The organism is Vibrio sp. M60_M70 (genome assembly GCF_037162085.1).
Taxonomy (GTDB): Bacteria; Pseudomonadota; Gammaproteobacteria; order Enterobacterales; family Vibrionaceae; genus Vibrio; species Vibrio diabolicus.
The window spans coordinates 1,888,717-1,907,859 of sequence record NZ_JARLUL010000001.1 but is presented as its reverse complement, the minus strand read 5'-3'; the positions used below and the strand labels follow the sequence as shown (position 1 = coordinate 1,907,859).

General features: G+C 43.3%; 15 protein-coding genes and 2 pseudogenes. 14 read left to right on the top strand and 3 right to left on the bottom strand.

Annotated features, from left to right (window positions below; translation table 11 throughout):
• Positions 1 to 135 precede the first annotated feature (135 nt).
• The 5 genes and pseudogenes from P4S59_RS24420 (at position 136) to P4S59_RS08785 (ending at position 5,389) form a co-directional block, all read left to right on the top strand.
• Positions 136 to 1,136: pseudogene (locus P4S59_RS24420) on the top strand (HAD family hydrolase).
• A 187-nt stretch (positions 1,137 to 1,323) separates the two neighbouring features.
• Positions 1,324 to 2,097, top strand: coding sequence for a DeoR/GlpR family DNA-binding transcription regulator (locus P4S59_RS08800; protein WP_074191408.1), 774 nt, complete (start codon positions 1,324 to 1,326; stop codon positions 2,095 to 2,097).
• 11 nt (positions 2,098 to 2,108) lie between these two features.
• The gene (locus P4S59_RS08795; protein ID WP_337168251.1) at positions 2,109 to 3,149 is read left to right on the top strand and encodes an oxidoreductase; all 1,041 of its coding nucleotides are present in this window, start codon (positions 2,109 to 2,111) and stop codon (positions 3,147 to 3,149) included.
• Positions 3,146 to 3,622 carry a heme-degrading domain-containing protein gene (locus tag P4S59_RS08790; RefSeq protein ID WP_005393342.1) on the top strand — a complete coding sequence of 159 codons (477 nt, stop codon included), beginning with the start codon at positions 3,146 to 3,148 and terminating at the stop codon, positions 3,620 to 3,622. Before P4S59_RS08795 ends, P4S59_RS08790 begins: the two co-directional genes overlap by 4 nt.
• A 189-nt stretch (positions 3,623 to 3,811) precedes the next feature.
• Complete coding sequence (locus tag P4S59_RS08785) at positions 3,812 to 5,389, top strand: sensor domain-containing diguanylate cyclase (protein WP_047008725.1); 1,578 nt, start codon at positions 3,812 to 3,814, stop codon at positions 5,387 to 5,389.
• A 51-nt stretch (positions 5,390 to 5,440) separates the two neighbouring features.
• On the opposite strand, the gene P4S59_RS08780 is transcribed toward P4S59_RS08785, so the two are convergent.
• Entirely contained in the window at positions 5,441 to 5,998 is a 558-nt protein-coding gene (locus tag P4S59_RS08780; RefSeq protein ID WP_012841873.1) for a DUF3750 domain-containing protein, read from the bottom strand.
• Between the two features lie 482 nt (positions 5,999 to 6,480).
• Here P4S59_RS08780 and P4S59_RS08775 point away from each other — a divergent pair, with 482 nt between their 5' ends.
• The 5 genes from P4S59_RS08775 (at position 6,481) to P4S59_RS08755 (ending at position 10,815) form a co-directional block, all read left to right on the top strand.
• Entirely contained in the window at positions 6,481 to 6,843 is a 363-nt protein-coding gene (locus P4S59_RS08775; protein ID WP_046875214.1) for a hypothetical protein, read from the top strand.
• 35 nt (positions 6,844 to 6,878) lie between these two features.
• Positions 6,879 to 7,355, top strand: a complete 477-nt coding sequence (locus P4S59_RS08770; protein ID WP_046875215.1) for a GNAT family N-acetyltransferase — start codon at positions 6,879 to 6,881, stop codon at positions 7,353 to 7,355.
• A 240-nt stretch (positions 7,356 to 7,595) separates the two neighbouring features.
• The gene (locus P4S59_RS08765; RefSeq protein WP_337168250.1) at positions 7,596 to 9,014 is read left to right on the top strand and encodes an SLC13 family permease; all 1,419 of its coding nucleotides are present in this window, start codon (positions 7,596 to 7,598) and stop codon (positions 9,012 to 9,014) included.
• 3 nt (positions 9,015 to 9,017) lie between these two features.
• On the top strand, positions 9,018 to 10,355 hold the full coding sequence (locus tag P4S59_RS08760) for a sensor histidine kinase (protein WP_005394159.1): 1,338 nt from the start codon (positions 9,018 to 9,020) through the stop codon (positions 10,353 to 10,355).
• Entirely contained in the window at positions 10,342 to 10,815 is a 474-nt protein-coding gene (locus P4S59_RS08755) for a response regulator (RefSeq protein ID WP_012841869.1), read from the top strand. Before P4S59_RS08760 ends, P4S59_RS08755 begins: the two co-directional genes overlap by 14 nt.
• Positions 10,816 to 10,943: 128 nt before the next feature.
• Here the strand turns inward: P4S59_RS08755 and P4S59_RS08750 are convergent.
• Positions 10,944 to 12,646, bottom strand: a pseudogene (locus P4S59_RS08750) (putative bifunctional diguanylate cyclase/phosphodiesterase).
• A gap of 486 nt (positions 12,647 to 13,132) precedes the next feature.
• Here P4S59_RS08750 and P4S59_RS08745 point away from each other — a divergent pair.
• The 4 genes from P4S59_RS08745 (at position 13,133) to P4S59_RS08730 (ending at position 17,830) form a co-directional block, all read left to right on the top strand.
• Positions 13,133 to 14,350 (top strand): HD-GYP domain-containing protein, encoded by a 1,218-nt coding sequence (locus tag P4S59_RS08745; protein WP_005394162.1) that lies wholly within the window; start codon positions 13,133 to 13,135, stop codon positions 14,348 to 14,350.
• Positions 14,351 to 14,542: 192 nt separating this feature from the next.
• Positions 14,543 to 15,166 carry a LysE family translocator gene (locus P4S59_RS08740; RefSeq protein WP_337168249.1) on the top strand — a complete coding sequence of 208 codons (624 nt, stop codon included), beginning with the start codon at positions 14,543 to 14,545 and terminating at the stop codon, positions 15,164 to 15,166.
• Between the two features lie 214 nt (positions 15,167 to 15,380).
• Positions 15,381 to 16,925 carry a YjjI family glycine radical enzyme gene (locus tag P4S59_RS08735; RefSeq protein WP_337168248.1) on the top strand — a complete coding sequence of 515 codons (1,545 nt, stop codon included), beginning with the start codon at positions 15,381 to 15,383 and terminating at the stop codon, positions 16,923 to 16,925.
• 23 nt (positions 16,926 to 16,948) lie between these two features.
• Positions 16,949 to 17,830, top strand: a complete 882-nt coding sequence (locus tag P4S59_RS08730) for a YjjW family glycine radical enzyme activase (protein WP_145474058.1) — start codon at positions 16,949 to 16,951, stop codon at positions 17,828 to 17,830.
• A gap of 24 nt (positions 17,831 to 17,854) precedes the next feature.
• Here the strand turns inward: P4S59_RS08730 and P4S59_RS08725 are convergent, their stop codons facing one another.
• Positions 17,855 to 18,793: a LysR family transcriptional regulator gene (locus P4S59_RS08725; protein WP_253652148.1), complete on the bottom strand. Its 939-nt coding sequence runs from the start codon at positions 18,791 to 18,793 to the stop codon at positions 17,855 to 17,857.
• Between the last annotated feature and the right edge of the window lie 350 nt (positions 18,794 to 19,143).

Genomic DNA, 19,143 nt, shown 5'->3' with positions numbered 1-19,143 from the left:
TTTAATTAAAGCGTGTTTCTAGTTACAAGGTCACTTTCTGGTGTCGTTGCATATGTTGCTCTGAATTGCGCTTGTTAATCGTGAACTATACTTTCATTTGGATTTGCATCCCGTACCTCAATATAAGGAATTAAAATGGCTATAAAGTTAAAGGTGATTGTCCTTGCGACAAGTTTTGCTCTGTCTAGCTATAGCATTGCTGCTGATGTGCAAGATCCTCTGCCGTCATGGAACAACACCGGCGCGAAGCAAGCTATTATGGCGTTTGTTACTAAAACGACGACTCAAGGCTCGGACGCTTATATTCCTGAAAGCCAAAGGATCGCTACGTTTGATAATGACGGGACGCTGTGGGCAGAAAAACCCGTTTATCTACAGCTGTTTTTTGCGATCGATAAAGTGAAAGAGATGGCCTCTGAGCATCCTGATTGGAAAACAACAGAACCTTTTGCTTCGGCAATAAAAGGTGACTTGGAGGGGTTGGCAAGCAAGGCCTTCAAGGTGTGATGAAGCTTGTTATGGCGACTCACTCCGGAATGTCGACTGATCAGTTCCATCAAGAAGTGAAGGAGTGGATGAAAACGGCCGTGCATCCTACTACGGGAAAGCCATACACTGAAATGGTTTATCAACCGATGCTTGAGTTACTCGACTATTTGAGAGCAAATGACTACCAGACCTATATAATTTCTGGAGGTGGCATTGATTTCATGCGTGTTTGGGCACCAGAAGTATACGGGATCCCAACGCAAAATATCGTTGGGACGACATTAAAAGCGGAGTATCAGGTCGTTGATGGAAAGCCAACGATTCAACGCTTGCCAGAAATTGATTTTGTGAATGATAAAGCGGTGAAGCCTGTCACGATTCAGAACTTCATTGGTAAGCGCCCGGTGATGGCATTTGGTAATTCTGACGGTGACTTACAAATGTTAGAGTGGACTAAAGCGGGGTCTGGCCCACGATTTTCAGCGGTTATCCATCACACGGATGACAAGCGTGAATGGGCGTATGATAAAGACTCTCACGTGGGGAAATTAGACAAATCATTTAAAGTGGGTGAAGAGCAAGGTTGGCTGTTTGTCGATATGAAACAAGATTGGAATCAAGTTTTTAAAGAAGCGATGAAAAAGTAGCGACCCAGCCAACGTAAACATTACACCAAACATTTTGTGATATGGGGTGATGAGCAAAACGCTCTTCATCTCCTCAACTTAACAATTCTGTCTGGTATTAGCATAAGCAAATATTGCGTGCGTCCGTATTGGTTATTTGATTGCTGTGTGGCATTATTGCTTAAAACCACTTAAGTGAATTTAAGCAATGACGCAAGAAGAGCGATTGATAGAGCTCAGAGCCAAGCTAGAGCTACAAAACAAAATAACGTTATCGGAAGTTTGCGAGTATTTTGGCATCTCTCGAGATTCAGCGCGTCGAGACTTAGTCAAGTTGAGCCAACTACCGGGATTACAAAGAATCCGAGGTGGCGTCATGCTTGCCCCGATATCTTCCTCTACAGAGGCGTACTCTAATCGACCAATTAGTGACACTAAGCATCGCCTCGCTCAAGCGGCCGCTAAGCTTTTGGATGAGCGTGACCACCTTGTTATTGATACCAGCACTATCTTATCTCTGCTCCCACTTTACGTAGAAAAAGCACGCTGTGAAGAAGATAAGCTCAACGTGGTCACCAACAGTATTGACGTACTAATCGCTGCTGAAAAAAGTGAATCAATGGACGTCCATTTCTTAGGTGGACACTTTGACCCCTACGCCAGAGCGATCTTGGGTGCACAAGCAGAACAGCAAATGAAGCAATATCATGTGAATAAGGCGTTTATTGGTGTGTGCGCGTTGTCATCCCGAGGGTTGACGACAAATAATGAGCTAGAAGCAACCATGAAACAAACCATGATAGAGCAAGCTCAACAAGTCATTGTCGTTTGTGAATCCCGCAAAATTGGAAGCGACAATTTTCACCATGTATGTGATTTGTCAAAGATCGACATCGTTATTACCGATCATGCTCCTCAATCAGATTTTCAACAACTTCTCGACCACAATGATATTGAATGTATTGTTGTTTCACCGAAATAAGGAATCTTAGTATGGCTCACGATCCCGTAAAGACCGCCGTGATTGGTTACGGATATTCAGCAAAAACTTTCCACTTACCCTTCATTAAAGCACTGCCAAACTTGACGTTGAGCGCAATAAGTTCTCGTCAACAGGAAGCGGTCCAAAATGATTGGCCAGATGCTCAGTGGTTTGCTGATGCCAATACTTTACTCGATGACAGTGACGCTGAGCTTGTGATCATCACTGCGCCAAATGACGTGCACTACGAGCTCGCAAAGCGCGCGTTGAACAATGGGAAACATGTCATTGTCGAAAAGCCGTTTGTAACGCGCATAGAAGATGGGAATGAGTTGATCGCCTTAGCAGAAGAAAAAGGATTGGTTCTGAGCATTTTTCATAATAGGCGTTGGGACGGCGACTTTCTCACCGTTAAATCGCTTATCGAACAAGGTAAGTTAGGTGATGTGAGGCTGTTTGAGTCGCACTTTGATCGCTACCGTCCTGAAGTTCGTCAACGCTGGCGAGAGCAGGCTCAAGATGGCGGTGGTATTTTATTCGATCTTGCTCCCCATCTTCTCGATCAGGCCTTGGTGTTATTTGGTTTGCCAGATGCGATAGACGCACAGTGTCGAATGATGCGTCCGGGCGCGACGACGATTGATTACTACAACTTAGTGCTTCATTACCCAGACCATATTGTGCATTTACATTCAAACTTATACAGCCCAGAACCAAACCTGCGTTATAAAGTATTGGGTACTGAGGCTAAATATGAAAAATACGGATTAGATCCTCAAGAAGGTTACTTAAAAGAAGGTCGATTACCGGAGAACGATGCTTGGTCAGAAGAGGACGAGGCGTTATACGGTGTCCGCTACGACGAAGACGGTGCGCAAACCATCAAAACGGAGAGAGGTGCGTATCAAGCTTATTTTGTTGGTGTGGCAGATGCCATTCGTTTGGGGACTGATAACCCGGTTCCTGCCGTTCAAGCAGTACAGAATATTGCTCTGATTGAGATGGCATTGGAAAGCAGTAAAACGGGTAAAACGATTCAGGTGAAATCATGAGCTTAACGCTTGAGCTAGTCGCTCAACAAGAGCATGAGCTTCAATTGAAAGAGTTTAACCACCAAGTAGCGTGGTCTATTGGTTTGGCTCTAAAAGAAGCGGCGGAAGCCTGTGACGCGGCTGTGGCTATTGAGGTCTACGGTTTTGGACAAACGCTATTTCAATACGCGATGACAGGAACGTGCGCTGACCATTTGGATTGGGTTCGTAGAAAGCGAAACTCAGTATTGAGATATGGTCGCAGCTCTTACTACCTCTCGCTATACAATAAGCAAAAGCAGCGTGATTTTGAAAATCAGCCACATCTCGATGCGCGTGAGTATTGTGCTCATGGTGGCGCGTTCCCAATTCGAATCATGGGTTCTGGTTTAATTGGGGTTGTGACGGTATCGGGTTTACCGCAGTTAGATGATCATCAGCTTGTTGTCGATGTATTAAAGACAATGGTAATGACGAGCACAGAGCTTGCTTAAAGTTGTGCGATATTACAGTGGCACGGCATTTATTTTGTGTCACTGAATTCTCTTATTAGCTCATTTTGCGTTCTATTATGTGAGAAAATATTTAACACTGCTCCCAACTTCCTACCTGAAAATTAAATCAATTTCATATAACCTATACGCTCATTCATACAAAAAGCCATCGAAGCTGGCAGTTGGCAAATGTCCTTTAGAAGAAAAGAAAAACTTAATCTTAGAAACCTTATTGTAATCCTGTGTGTTTTCAGCGTGCTTGTCACTTTGATCAATGCGTTTTATTCGATCTATCGAGTGCAACGAGATCTCATCATCAATAACACGTTAGAGTCCAACCGCGTTTATGCGCAAAAAATGTCAGAAATGACGGACTCTTTCATAGAAAGCTCAATGTCGCAGTTAAAATACAGTGCGAACTTGCTAAAAGATAAGATGCACGATGCTCAGTTTCTTGACGAAGAGGCGGAGAGGCTGAGAAAGCAAACCAAATCATTCAACTCTGTGGTTGTCGTTAATGCGAAAGGCGTCATTATTTCTGTATCACCAGAGACACTTCAGGTTAAAGGTGTAAAGCTTGTTGGTGAAAGAAAACGTCAATCTTTAAATGCTCAAGCGCCCGTTGTCACTGAGCCATTCATCTCACCCGCAGGTAATTATCTGTTAACGATCTCATACCCTATATTTTCTCAGTCCAATGAATATTTAGGCTATATCGGCGGTACTATTTATTTAGAGAAGGACAATATTCTTGCGGAATTACTTAGCCAGCATGCTTACAAAGATGGCTCTTTCCTTTACGTTGTGGACGAAAGCAATACGCTGATCTACCACCCAGATAAATCGCGGGTTGGTGAAGTGATCAACGATAATATGGCAATTAACGCCGTGACAATGGGTCAGCGTGGTAACAAAGAAATTGTGAACTCTCGCGGTGTTGAAATGCTAGCAGGGTATGCACCAGTTGAATCATCAGGGTGGGGAATTGTCGCTCAGCGCCCGAAATCAATGACGTTAATGGTGCTAGATGAGCAGATGTGGAGTGTATTTTTCAAATCGATTCCAATTGGTTTATTAACTCTGCTGTTGATCTGGTTCTTCTCTCTACTTATTTCAAGACCATTATGGCAATTGGCTGGCGCTGTTCGAGGAGTAGAAGAGCACTCCTCATCCATCGATGATTTGAAGCTGGTTAAGTCTTGGTATTTTGAGGCTTCACATTTGAAGCTCAGTTTTCTCAAAGCGTTTGGTATCGTTTCAAAAACCATTGATAAGCTGCAATTGGATACGCTAACAGACGCGATGACTGGGTTGTTAAATCGACGCGGCTTAGACAAAGTTCTAGGCTTGTTTAAGCAGGAAAACACCGCTTTTTCTATTTTAGCTTTGGATATTGATCACTTTAAGAGCGTCAATGATAACTATGGTCATGATGTGGGTGACAATCTACTCAAAGAATTCGCTCAGTTGATGAAAGAGCAAGCCCGAGCGAATGATCATCTTTGCCGTTCCGGTGGGGAAGAGTTCATGATGTTCCTTGAAGCGACGGATGTTCATCACGCGGTTGATGTCGCAGAGCGGATTAGGCATAACGTAGAAAAACACGATTTCCTGGTCGTTGGTAAGGTAACGGTATCACTTGGAGTTTCTCACTGGAAAGGCAACGATATGCCAATTGAAGCGGTAATGAAAGACGCTGACAACGCTCTGTATAAAGCAAAGCGCAACGGAAGAAACAGAACCGAGTTAGGTGAAGACGCACAATAGGTATAGTGCTATGCGCTGAACGTAAAACGCGCCAGTTACCAAGCTTTTGTTTTACTCGTTGGCGTAGCCGCTACCAATTGCTCTAAATGGCAAGTCGAGTTCTAACTCCGGAATTTGCTTGCCCACCCAAGCCGGGAATGTATTGCTATTTGGTCCTGGAAACAACGTGTATTCTTCAGCCCAAGGGTATTGGTTGATAACGCTTTGTATTTTGGGGATAAGTTTATCGGCTTTTTCACCTTGTATTGAGAGTATTTTTTCTGGCTTCGCACCATACCAGTAGCGATCTGGTGTGCCCGTTTGGTATTGATACAGAGCGGGTTGTCCACGATTCACGCGCCACCCGACCACTTCATACACGGTATATTCGTTCGCATTTTCAGGCTTTATCGCAAACCAAGTGTGCACCGCAAACCAGCCTCGCCAACCAAATGCATCTGCGGCATAAAACTCAATTACGGCATGTTTCACATTGGAAGGGTCAGGCGCGATACCGGCAGGTTCTCTGCTTGCGGTACGCCAATCTCCTTGAGTGCATCCACCCATCAAAGCTGCGATTGATATCAAGCCAACTTTTAATAGATGAGTAAAACTGAGAGAGTTTTTCATTGATCGCTCCTAGACCAACTGATGTTGGAAATGCTTTATTGATTTTAGCTATAAAATAGATGCAAGCCTTATTGTTAAAACTTCCCTTCGTTAAAAAGAAGGGAAGGCTAGTGCCACAATATCGGATCATACGTGATAATGAGATGAGTAGATTTGTAACATGTGGCATAGAAAATATTGTCTTTCTCTATTAACTCGCTTAGTTGCGTATGAAAAAGTAAGATCTTGTACGTATATTGCTTACATTGTTTATTACTTTTAAATTCAATAAAAACAATTGTTTGGGTGTTGTTGGTGGCGATTAAATAGGCTGGTTTATCCTCAGGTGTATTGTGATTTCCCCATTTTTAGCGGAATTTTATCGTACATCCTTTTTACTGTATTTAGAGACTTGCGTACACCTGTGGCACAATGGGCGATTACGGAAGGAGTGCTGTTTGGTAATGCAAATGGCAGAAAAATAACTAGAAATTGAATAACCAATGTTTAAATCAAAAAGTATACTTGCATTATGCACGTTCGCATTTGGCTGTTTTGCCAATCAAGATAGTGAACCAACGTCCGTTGTACTGAACTATGGTGACTCTTCACTCAGCGCTGATATTCAAGCAAATCGAAAATTTCATGTGGTTCAAGATAATGAAAGTGAACATGTGGAGTTTTCTGGAGGAGTCACGAAGGAATATTCCGATTACATTGTGAATATACATATCATCAGAAAAAGCAAAATACGCAGATCAAGTCGAGAGCTAAATACCACCGTATTGATGAACAGCGATCAGCTTGAAAAGCCTTTAGTGGTTGGTATTGAAAATGATGAATTCACCAGTATTACTTTGCGTTAATACTTGGTATTTATCGAATAGGAATGGTTGAACCGATGCTCTCAATACGTCGCTATCGCACAGAGGATGCTCCAATATTGTGGACACTTTTTTACCACACTGTACGAGTCATTAATCGTCGCGATTATACCGAATCACAAGTTTCAGCTTGGGCCCCATCAGATTTTGATCTCAATTCATGGCAACGCACAATGGATGCTATTCAACCCTATATTGCGGAAATAGAAGGGCAGGTCGTTGGCTATTGTGATTTGCAAAGTGACGGCTTGATTGACCATTTCTTTTGTCACCATGAATATCAAGGCCAAGGTATTGGTCGTGATTTGATGTCTTTTCTATTTTCACAGGCGAAAGTAAAGGGGATAGAGCGACTGTACTCTGAAGTGAGTATCACTGCCCGGCCTTTCTACGAGAAAATGGGGTTCACAGTTAAGGTTCAGCAACGTGCTGAAGTTAGGGGAGAAACCTTAACTAACTTTATGATGGAAAAGTATATTTCATTGAAATCGTGAGCATTTAGTGAGCTTGAACACAGATATAAAATGTTTTCCAATGTGAAAACAAGTTCATTGATCTCGCACCAAAGTTTTGTTTGAAAACAGTGTGCATAATCTTCTCTGGAACAAGCCATTACTGCATTTTTCGTCTCTGAAGGCTTAGTCAGAGCCTAAAAGCTTCGGTATTGCGGTGGGTAATGGCGTTCCAAACGCCAATCGTGTCTGGCTAACCATCTCAGGAAGAGAAGTAGTACTATGCGCCTTTATCTCAAATACATTATTCCAACATTGATACCATTGCTTATTTGGTTAATGCCCCTCTCTGCATTCCCATTTGACGGCATTACTATCGTCCAGCAGAGAGTGATCGCAATCTTCTTGCTTGCTGCACTCTGTTGGGTGTTTGAACCCATTCCAATCTACGCCACTTCGGTCGTTATCATTGTGCTCGAACTATTGCTTGTTTCGAATAAAAGCATCGTACTTTTTCGCTTGCAAGAAGGGCAGCCACATTTTGGTGAGCTGTTGCAATATAACGAGATAATGGCGACTTTCGCTAGCCCGATTATTATGCTGTTCCTCGGCGGGTTCTTCTTAGCTATGGCGGCGACAAAGTACAGGCTGGATGTCAACTTAGCGCGCGTGTTGCTAAAACCATTTGGGCAAAACCCAAAGTTCGTTATGTTGGGTTTGATGTTGATCACCGCTGTCTTTTCCATGTTTATGTCAAACACCGCAACAACAGCGATGATGTTGTCGATTCTAACCCCTGTTATTGCGGTATTTGGACCTAAAGATCCCGGTCGAATTGCGTTTGCCTTGTGTATTCCTGTTGCCGCCAACATTGGTGGTATTGGTACACCAATCGGCACGCCCCCGAATGCTATCGCGCTGAAATATTTGGTTGGTGATAACTTAATTACGTTTGGTGAATGGATGGTCTTTGGCGTGCCATTCGTCATTGTGATGATGGCGCTAGCGTGGTTTCTGATTGGCTTTTTGTATAAAGCCGAGCAAACCACCATTGATCTGAATATTAAGAGCAAGTTTTTGAAAACACCAAAAGCGATGATTGTCTATGTCACCTTCGCAGGTACGATTATTCTCTGGTTGATGGGGTCAGCACATGGGATGAACTCTTACACAGTGGCATTAGTTCCGGTCGCGGTATTCTCATTGACGGGCATTATCAACAAGGAAGATTTGAAGAAAATTTCTTGGGACGTGCTTTGGTTGGTGTCAGGTGGTATCGCTCTGGGTCTTGCTCTGGATAAAACAGGGCTTGCGAAGCTGGTGGTACACAGTATTCCGTTTGATCAGTTCTCGCCATATGTGGTCTTGTTTGGTGCGGCTTTCTTGTGCTTGTTAATGGCAAACTTCATGTCGCATACGGCTACTGCAAACTTACTTATGCCGATTATGGCTGCGCTAGGTACCTCGATGACTTCGTTAACGCCATTGGGTGGAGAAGTGACGCTGATCTTAGTCGTGACATTTGCCGCTTCACTCGGTATGTCGTTACCAATCAGTACGCCACCAAACGCGTTAGCTCATGCTACTGGGCATGTCGAAAGCAGCCAAATGGCTCGTATCGGTGCAGTGCTGGGCGTGATTGGTGTATTACTTAGTTTTGTTATGGTTTGGATTTTACATACAGTTGGGCATATTGGGTAACCCATGTACGAAACGAAACTAGATGCGTTAGTACAACGCTATTTTAACCATCTTGAACGCCGATTAACGGTCCTATCCGGATCGGTGCTTATTGAGCAAGCTGGCTACAACGATCGGTTGTACTACGTGCTTTCAGGAGAGTTGGCTGGCTATTATGCGGAAGATGATAAGAAGCCAATTCAGGTATTTTCTGCGTCTCAAGGTGCGTTTATTGGCGTACATAGTTTCTTTTCTGGTACATGGACGGCCTCTTCGACAGTTATTGCTCAAACCGATGTTGAACTGGCTTGGATACAGCGTGATACGCCCGCGGTGGAAGAGGCGACATACGGACCATTGACGACACAATTTATGCCAGTGATGGTGAACGAGTTATCTCGGCGTCAACGGCGTGCAATGCAAGAGGCCTTGGCTAAAGAAAAAGCGTTACAAAAGCTGCATACCGCAGAGCAAATGACAACGTTAGGACAGCTTGCCGCGGGTATTGCTCATGAGTTGAACAATGCTATTGGTGTGGTAAGCAGTAAATCTGAGCGACTCGAGTCGGTCATCATGGAATTGCTTGAAGAGGTTCATCCGGAAGCGAGTCAGTTTTTTGATTTTGGTTTGATGCAAGGACAGAAAGTCTCTTCCAGCGAAGCGAGAAAGCGGGGGCGTCACTTCGAAAAATATTACGGCTTACCTAAGGATCTCGCGCGTGATCTCGCACGTGCCGTTCCAAATAATTTCCTGTCGGAGCATTGGTTAAAAAGACCCGAAGAAGCGATACGTTTCTGGCAAATGGGGCGAGACCTTCATGATTTGCGTATTGCCTCTAAACATACTGTTGGCATTGTACGTTCAGTGAAACAATTGGGGCGTACGGATATCGACTTGGATGAAGCGTTTAATATTAATGACTCAATCAATCGAGCGCTGGCCCTATTGCAAAGTGACTTAAGACGCGTGAGCGTACGTTTTAGCCCAGCGGAGTTGCCGGACTTTGTTGGCTCTCAAACCGAACTCGTCCAAGTTTGGGTCAATATTTTAAAGAATGCGTGTGATGCACTTGGTCAAACCGAAGATCCGGGGATCGAAATACATACTCGAGAGAGTAAGGGGAAAATTTTGGTCACGATTGCTAACAACGGACCAGAAATCGATGAAGCGACACGCAGAAAAATTTTCCGGCCAAACTTCACCACTAAAAAGGGTGGGTTATCGTTTGGTTTAGGATTAGGGCTGTCGATTGTGAAACGCATTATCGCCGGATATAACGGCTCTATTGTGGTAAAGAGCGACAGTGAAAAAACAATTTTTAGAATCAAGTTACCAGTAGAGGGTGAACATGGAGAAGCTTAATGTAATTTGCGTTGATGACCAACGAGAGGTATTAAGCGCGGTTCTACAAGATTTAGAGCCGTTACATCAGTGGTTGAATATCGAAGACTGCGAATCCGCAGGTGAGGTTCTAGAACTGATGGATGAGCTTGATGCAGAAGGCGAGATGATCGCATTAATAATTTCCGATCATGTCATGCCAGGTAAAACAGGAGTGGAACTACTGACAGAGGTATCAAAAGACAGTCGTTTTGTTCGCACACGTAAAGTGCTTCTGACGGGGCAGGCGACACACACGGATACCATTAATGCGATTAACTCCGCAGGTATTGATCGCTACTTTGAGAAGCCATGGCAAGCGAGCCAATTGATTGAGTGCGTTAGAAACTTGGTGACTCAATATATCTTTGATATGGGCTTAGATTACACTCAATATCACGAACACTTAGATCAGAGTGTTGTTTTTGAGCGCCTACGTTAATCAAGGCTCTCTAAGGTTGTTTTCGTCACGGCCAGTTAGTGTCTGAAATTTACTGTGAGTAGTTCAGCATGCTTAACGTGGCCGTGCGGAATAGCGTTAATTCTGGGATTATTTCGCCGAAGAACGGTTTAGCTCAATGAATAGCGACTGGCACTGGCAACAGAGAGTGGTTTAGAGAACCAATAACCTTGCAAATAATCGACGCCCATCTCGGAAAAGAAGTCACACATTTTTGCGTCTTCGATGCCTTCTATCACCACTTCAATATTATTTTCCTGACACATAGTGATAAGAAACTTCAAATACTCTTGAGAAGAGCGATTGGTCAGTGTCTTCCATGCCATCGACTTATCAATTTTGATTTGTGTCATCGGCAAGTCGAAGAAGCTATTTAATGAACTGTAACCAGAGCCAAAGTCATCGAGCGAGAGTGCAAAACCTAACTCCCTGAGCGTGCTTAGGGGGCAATAGCCGTCTGGTTATTATCCAAAATAAACGTTTCTGTCAGTTCCAAAACAATGGACTCGGGGTCAACGCCTGCTTCATCCGCCATGGCTTTAATTCGCGTAGGGAATTCGCTGTTCATCAACTGAAGTACAGAAACGTTCACGTTAACACGAACTTGGTTTTGGTAACGTTCACGGTAGTTTTTGATGAATTCACACGCTTTGGCAAATACTTGATATCCCAGTTCGACGATCAATCCTTTGTTCTCTGCTACAGGGATAAACTCGTCGGGATAAATTTCGCCAAACTCTTTGCTACGCCAGCGCACTAGTGATTCGAAGCTCACCACTTTTGAGCTTTTGGCGTCAATAATTGGCTGGAACTTAACACTTAATGTCTGTTTTTCTAGCGCACTTTTAAGACCTTGCTCAATAAAGAAGTAGCGATCAACGGCATGCTGCGTCTTCTCACTGTAGACCGCGACGCGGTCTCTATTTTGTTCGCTCGCGTACTGACAAGTTCTTGCCGCTTTACGTAAAATTTCCTCTGCGGAGTGACTAGGGTCAATACAAGGATACAAACCAATGCTAATGTTGCTACCTAGGTATTGGCCTTCTTCAATCACCGCTTCATGGTAGGTTTGTTTTAAACTTTCAGCGTAACTCTGTAGCGCTTCTATTGAGCACTCATCGTGAATCAAAATCGCAAAGTCATCATCATGCACGCGATACACCGAGCTGTTTGGAGAGGGCAAGTGACTGAGAGTTTGTAGCAACTTCTCTACTAACCCATCGACCAGTTCACTGCCATATTGATTCAAGTAAGATTTGATGTCTTCGATCTGAATATAACAAATAGACGCGCAAGAATCGGTGGTACGTACACTGTCCTCGATATCCAGCAAGAGATGGGCGCGGTTAGCCATGCCTGACGCGTTGTCATGAAATGCAACTTGATGGATGTAACTTTCCATCAGCTTACGCTCAGAAATATCGCGATGGCTGCCAACCATGTAATGGCCATGTTCTGTTTCTTTGGTCATGGCTACGCCTTCTATCCAGACGTATTGTCCATTGGGTTTACGAACTCGGTAAGTGGTTGTAACCCTCGTATTGTTGGTCGTGATGTGCGCATCGACCCTTGTGGACAGCCTTTCTCGATCAAGAGGATGAACAAGTTCTAACCACTGCTCTAAACTGATTCGGCCAGCGTTAATACCGAGCTGTTCATAGAAGCCTTTGTTGTAAAATACCATGGTACCAAACTCATCCATGTAAAAGAGGCCCTCGTTAAATACGTCGAAGATATGAATGAATCGTTCTTCAACGATTTTCAGGAACTCTCGGTCACTATCTGAGGCTTGTTGGTCAAATATGGTGGTCAAGATATTTCCTCCTCGAGCGTGTTAGCATCAGAGATGAGTGTGGGGGTTTGATAACATAGAGTTGATCTGTTGGCGTACATTACAATCACAAAAGTATCAGTTCAAATTGTTTGGCTATCATTTTATGCGCTACTAGGTTAATAACATACTAAGATTAGGCGGCTAATCATCGACATTTATAAAAAATAGTCAACAGTAAAAATCATTTATAAAATACAGTTATTGATGCTGTCCGCAATCTATAAATATTTATGAATAATTATCCTCAAGTTATTTTAAGACGTGTCGGTTAGAGGTTCTGTTCTTGAGTGTCATATCTGTATGTTTGCTAGGCTAAAGACCATATTAACAAAAAGGGCTTAGTGATCGCGATGGGTTATTAATTGACAGGATGCTCATTAATAGTAATCAATTCTAATTTATTATCACGCCAATTAATCAAATCTCTTATAATACTGCCGTTAATATCGAGTAAGCTTTCTTTTTATGCAGTACGATCCAAAAAATTCAATCAAAATTGCGCTCGCTGATGTCGGCGTTGGTATGTTTGTTACCGCGATAGAGCACAACAAGCGCGTAAATTTAGCCAATGCAGGGCGGATATCTAGCCCAGAGGGCATTAAGAAGCTTACCGCGAGCGGCGTGAAGTATGTTTGGGTAGATCAAACATTATCTTCTCAGAAGTGTGTCTTTAAGCCTGTGGATGAATCCATTGTTGCCGTAGAAGAGGAGCGAGAGCCCAAGTCCTCTGACTTTTCGAAGGTTCAACGCGCTTATCGCTCGAGAGATGTTCAACATAAACGAGCCAAAAAGCTAATTGCGGAAGCAAAAGATCTGGCGCAGAAACTATTGAATCAAACTTTTGAAGGCAAAATCATTGAAGTTGATGAGGTAGAAGCTTGGGCCGATGATGTCATTGAAAGCGTTTTTATCGACTCAGATGCGTTGCAATGTGTTTCTGCACTCCGAAAAAAAGACTCCTACTTGTTGGAACACTCCGTCAATGTGGCTTGCCTTTTAGTATCATTTGGTAAGTACTTGGGGTTAGATAAGCAGACATTAAAGCAGCTCGCTATTGGTGGCATCATTCATGATGTAGGTAAAATTAAAGTTGATGACAAGATTTTGCATAAACCAGCAAAGCTAACACCTGAAGAGTTTGAACACATGAAGCTACATCAAGTGTTCGCTGGTGAGATTATTCTCCATGTAAAGGGCCTTAGTGATGTGAGTCGCGATGTCTGTTTGATGCATCATGAGAAGTTAGATGGTAATGGCTACCCTAGAGGCTTGAAAGGCGATGAGATTCCGATTCACGGCCGCATGAGTTGTATTGTTGATATTTACGATGCATTGACGGCCGATCGCTGCTACAAAAAAGGCATGAGCTCAGCAGAAGCGTTTAAAATCTTGTTGAGTTTAACGCCATTTCATTTAGATGCAGACCTAGTCTACAAGTTCATTAATTGCGTTGGGATGTACCCAGTGGGCTCTATTGTTGAGTTGAGTGATGGGCGTGTTGGTATTGTTTGGTCCTCAAATGACTCTCAAGCTTTAAAGCCAGAAGTGAAGTGTTTTTACTCACGCAAATATCAGCGTTATATCGATGTGGCGATGGTCGATTTGAAAAATAGCCTACACAAAATAGAAAGAGCAGTCGCTCCGTCATCGTTAGAAATCGATCCCAAGCCTTTTTATGATTAAGAAAAATAAACATGCTTTACAACCTTGCATGCAGAGCGTATTTTGATTGCATAACTATCTATTAATGGTTTCTAAATTATGTAGCGACTAGGTGGTTATTAAAGAATCGAGTTTCATGGATGGAAACTGAGCTAGGAATATCTCAATAAAGATTGAGATATAACCCTCTACTTTTTGCGGGAAGGGATGCCAATGCAAATTGATACATGGATTTTTTACACTCTGGCCGTTTTGGTGCTTACTGCATCGCCTGGGCCAAGCTCATTGCTGTGTTTAAGTAAAGGTGTGAGTAGTGGGTTTCGTATTGCCCTCATGACTGCGCTAGGCAGCTTATCAGCGATCACTATTCTACTAACGCTTTCTTTTACCGGGTTAGGGGTTGTGATTGCCTCATCTGAGCTGGTCTTCAATATCATCAAATGGTGTGGTGCCGCTTATTTAATCTGGTTAGGCATTCAAGCGCTGCGCTCTTCTCAAACGGATTTTGACAAAACGGCAGCCGTCCAAAGCTCCTCGAATGCGCTCAGCGCGTTCACCAGTGGTTTTATTGTTGGCGCTAGTAACCCGAAAGCGATTGTCTTTTTTACCGCTTTGTTTCCTCAGTTCATTGATCCCTCTGCGCCTTTGTTGGCTCAATACGCGATTTTTGCATCTACATTTGTGGTGTTTGAGCTAAGTTGGCTAACATTTTATGCATTATTAGGTGTAAAAGCTTCAAACTGGCTGTTTGTCGCTGGAAGAGCCAAGTTGTTCAATCGCCTGACTGGCGGAGTATTTATTAGCGCGGGCGTCATGTTGTCGACGGCAAATCGATGAGAAAGCACGTGTTCGGTGCATGGTTGGGTTATTTCAATAGCGTAAGTTGCAATAACCTAATTTAGCGTTAGCTTATTTCCATTATGGAAATAGACGTTTTGTTTATTTTCATTAGTGGCAACAGGTAAGCCGGAGTAAAATCACGTTACTCTTTAGGGGTAGAATCCATGTTTTAGCTTGTGGGTTTGTGGTTACTTTTTCAGGGACATCTCAGATGAAAAGCCTTTCTGAACTACAACAACGTTTTCTAGACATTGCGACTGATGTTCGTCTTTCTCCAAAACAAAAGTCGAACTTTTTGGCCTTGGAGGCGGAAGCATGTATTCCTTACATGTCGATTTCCCCATCGCTAAGACAAGCAATGGATGAAGGAATCATCTGTGATATGTTTGAAGGCCATGCACCTTTCAAACCACGCTATGTGCTGCCTGATTACGCTAAGTTCCTATCGCAAGGCTCTGAGTATCTAGAGTTGCTTCCAGCTGCCGATTTCGATGATGCGCTGAATATGCTCACCATCATTTACCATCATGTTCCATCGGTAACGAATATTCCGGTGTATTTAGGTCAGTTGGATGATGTCTTATTGCCTTACATAGGCGACCTGACAGAGAATCAAATTTACAAAAAGTTAAAACATTTTTGGATCATGTTGGATCGCACATTGCCAGATGCGTTTATGCACGTGAATGTCGGACCGACAGACAACATTATTTGTCGCACTATTTTAAAGGTGGACGCCGAGCTCAAGCAGATTGCGCCAAATCTTACTTTCATGTACGACGAGTCGGTCACGCCTGATGATTTACTTCGTCAAGCGACGCAGAATATTTGCGAGTGTAGCAAGCCTCATATTGCCAATTACCCTGTGCACTCGAAAGCCTACAGCGGTTCACGTTTTGGTATTGTAAGTTGCTACAATTCGCTGCCACTGGCTGGTGGTTCAAACACGCTGGTGCGCATGAACCTAAAAGAAGTCGCAGAACGAGCATCGGATTGTAACGACTTCTTAAACAGTGTTTTACCTCTATACCATCAATTAATGGTTGAGTTGATGGACGCTAGAAGTACGCACTTGCATGAAAAGTCCAATTTCTTTCAAGGATTTTTGACGCAAGAAGGGTTGATTGAAGAGTCCCGTTTCGCACCAATGTATGGCATTTATGGTATGGCAGAAGCGGTGAACCTTCTGTTCGAAAAAGAAGGCCAAACGGGGCAGTACGGAAAAGATAAACGTGCGAATGCTTTTGCTCATGATGTTTCAGCCACACTGGCGAAACTAGTGGAGTCAACCCCAGTGAAATATGGTTTGGATGGCAAAGCGCTCTTACATGCTCAAGGCGGTATTAGCTTAGATCTTGGCGTTACGCCAGGTGTGCGCCTTCCTTATGGCACGGAGCCAGACCCTGTCACTTATGTACAAGCAACAGCTGAGCATCACCAGTATTATCGTGCAGGTATCAGCGATATTTTGACGATTGATGAAACGGTGAAATCAAACCCAGAAGCGATGTTCAATTTTTGCAAAGGGGCATTAAATGCTGGCTATCGTGAGTTTACCGCGAATGTGGCCTCAAATGATTTGATTCGCGTTACGGGATACATGGTCAAACTTTCTGATATCGCAAAATATAATGAAGAAGGTTCGAGAACCAATACGACGTTTCTGGGAGCAGAGGCGGCAAAAAATACTGGGATTTTAGAACGCTCACCACGTGTGGTGAGTCATGAAATGACACCGACCTACACGCAGGCGTAAAGGTCGGTTTAGGAAAGAACAAGATGTCTAGACGAAGTGGAAGCCTTTTGGCAAAAGTCACTCGTATCCTTCCTTTCTCTTGTGTTGATGGGCCAGGAAATCGTCTAGTCATCTTTCTACAGGGTTGTAACTATCAGTGTTTGAACTGTCATAACCCTCATACAATAAACCATTGTAATCATTGTGGTGATTGTGTGAGTGAGTGCCCGGCAGACGCACTGAAGTTCGACGAAAACAACAACGTTGTTTGGCTTAAAGAGGAGTGCACCCACTGCGATCATTGTATAGAGATATGTCAGAACCAATCTAATCCAAAAATTACTGACTACTCTGTGGTAACAATGCTCGATTTGATACGCAAGCATCGCTTTTTCATCAGTGGTGTTACAGTATCCGGTGGGGAATCTACCTTACAACTTCCTTTCATTATTGAGCTGTTTAAAGGGATGAAGCAAGATCCTGAGTTACAGCACCTTTCTTGTTTCATCGACAGCAATGGCTCTTTATCAGTGACAGGTTGGCAGCGTGTGCTTCCTTTTCTGGACGGTGCGATGATCGATTTGAAATCGTGGCAGACAGAGACGCACCAATGGCTAACTGGGCGTGATAATCATCGTGTATTCAAAACGCTTCAGTATCTTGCAAAGCATGAAAAATTGTATGAAGTTCGGTTACTGCATATTCCAGGGAAAAGTGATTTAGATATAGAAATCGTAGCGATTGGGCGCTATTTGAGTACTTTGCCTGAATCGGTGCTTATCCGTTTAAATGCATTTCAACATCACGGAGTCATGGGGGAGGCGCTAACTTGGGATGTCTGCTCGCGCCATGATATCGAACGCTTAAAATCAGAACTTTTACGTTACGTGAGTAACTCCATCGCAGTGCCGACTGTACTCACGTAATGCAGTTTTGATTCGTTATCTTACTCACGCATCGCACGCGTCTAGCATGGCACAGGCATCGAGCAATTGTTTTTGTAGCCATTTTAAAGCCGGATCGTTCAAGCTCGCTTTGTTCCAAACGAGGCTGTAGGCTACTTGTCCATAATCGAATGGAAGGGATTGTTCAACCAAGCCTTTTGCTTGCATGGCCGCCCTTGCCCAAAGCTTGGAACAGGTGAACAAGTAATCTGAGTGCTGACACATCACCGCAGCTGAACCAAAATCCGCTACACGCATAGCCATATTTCGCTTCGAGTGCCTTTGTGTGAGGTTCTGCTCGAAATAAGGTTGTGAGAGATCTTTATCATGAATCCCAATGTGTCTTGCACAGAGGTAGCTTTCAATAGACAAAGGCTGTTTAGAGAGTGGATTTGATGGTCCCATTAAACAAACCATTTCGTCTTTCAGAATGGTTTGCCATACCAAGTCTTTGTTTTGCGTGGGCGGCTGACTAAGATCGTGTGGAAGCAGCAAAAAGTCCACTTGGCCTCTTACCAACGCATCGAAACTCATTTCCTCTTTTGCATGCACATTCAAATGTGCGTGATTACCGAGTTGCTGAGATAAATGCTGTAGAACTGGGGCAAAAAGCTCAAACGAACTTTCACGCATAGCTAATGAGAAACTGCCCTGATAGTAAGCTGGATTAAATGAGCCCTGATGTAATAATCCATTCATGCTAGAGAGTATGCCATGGATCGAGGGGCCAATGTGCAGCGCAAATGCCGTTGGTACCAAGCGAGTACCATCGCGATAGAAAAGGTCATCTTTCAGCGTTTCACGTAATTGCCCAAGTGTTTTACTGACGCTCGAAGGTGTCACACACAGGCGCTCTGCGGCAAGCGTAACACTGTGAGTGGTTAACAACATATGCAATACAGTGAGGTGTTTTAGGCTAATGCGTGAAAGAGCAATGTAGTCCATAAATAGCATGGTTTCTTATGATTTTTGGCAGTATATCAGGATGAAACAAATTTTTACTATTGTTTATCTCGTAAATGAGCATCTTTCGCTTTGAGCTCAATGTATTTAACGTATTGCTTAAAAATAATTTGAGCTTTGTAAGATTAAAGAATTCTCTTGGATTTGTTAGATCTTTGGCGTTTCCCTTTCCTCAATTTTAGAATTTCTATTTTATTTATCTTTATAGTGCGAGGGCTGAATAGTTTGTGTACGAATGAAAAGCCGTCATTACCTATTAAAAATAGCCATTGTGTTGTTAATTGTTTGGTGATTTACTCAAGATTCTTAAGTAACAGAGGTATAAATAATTA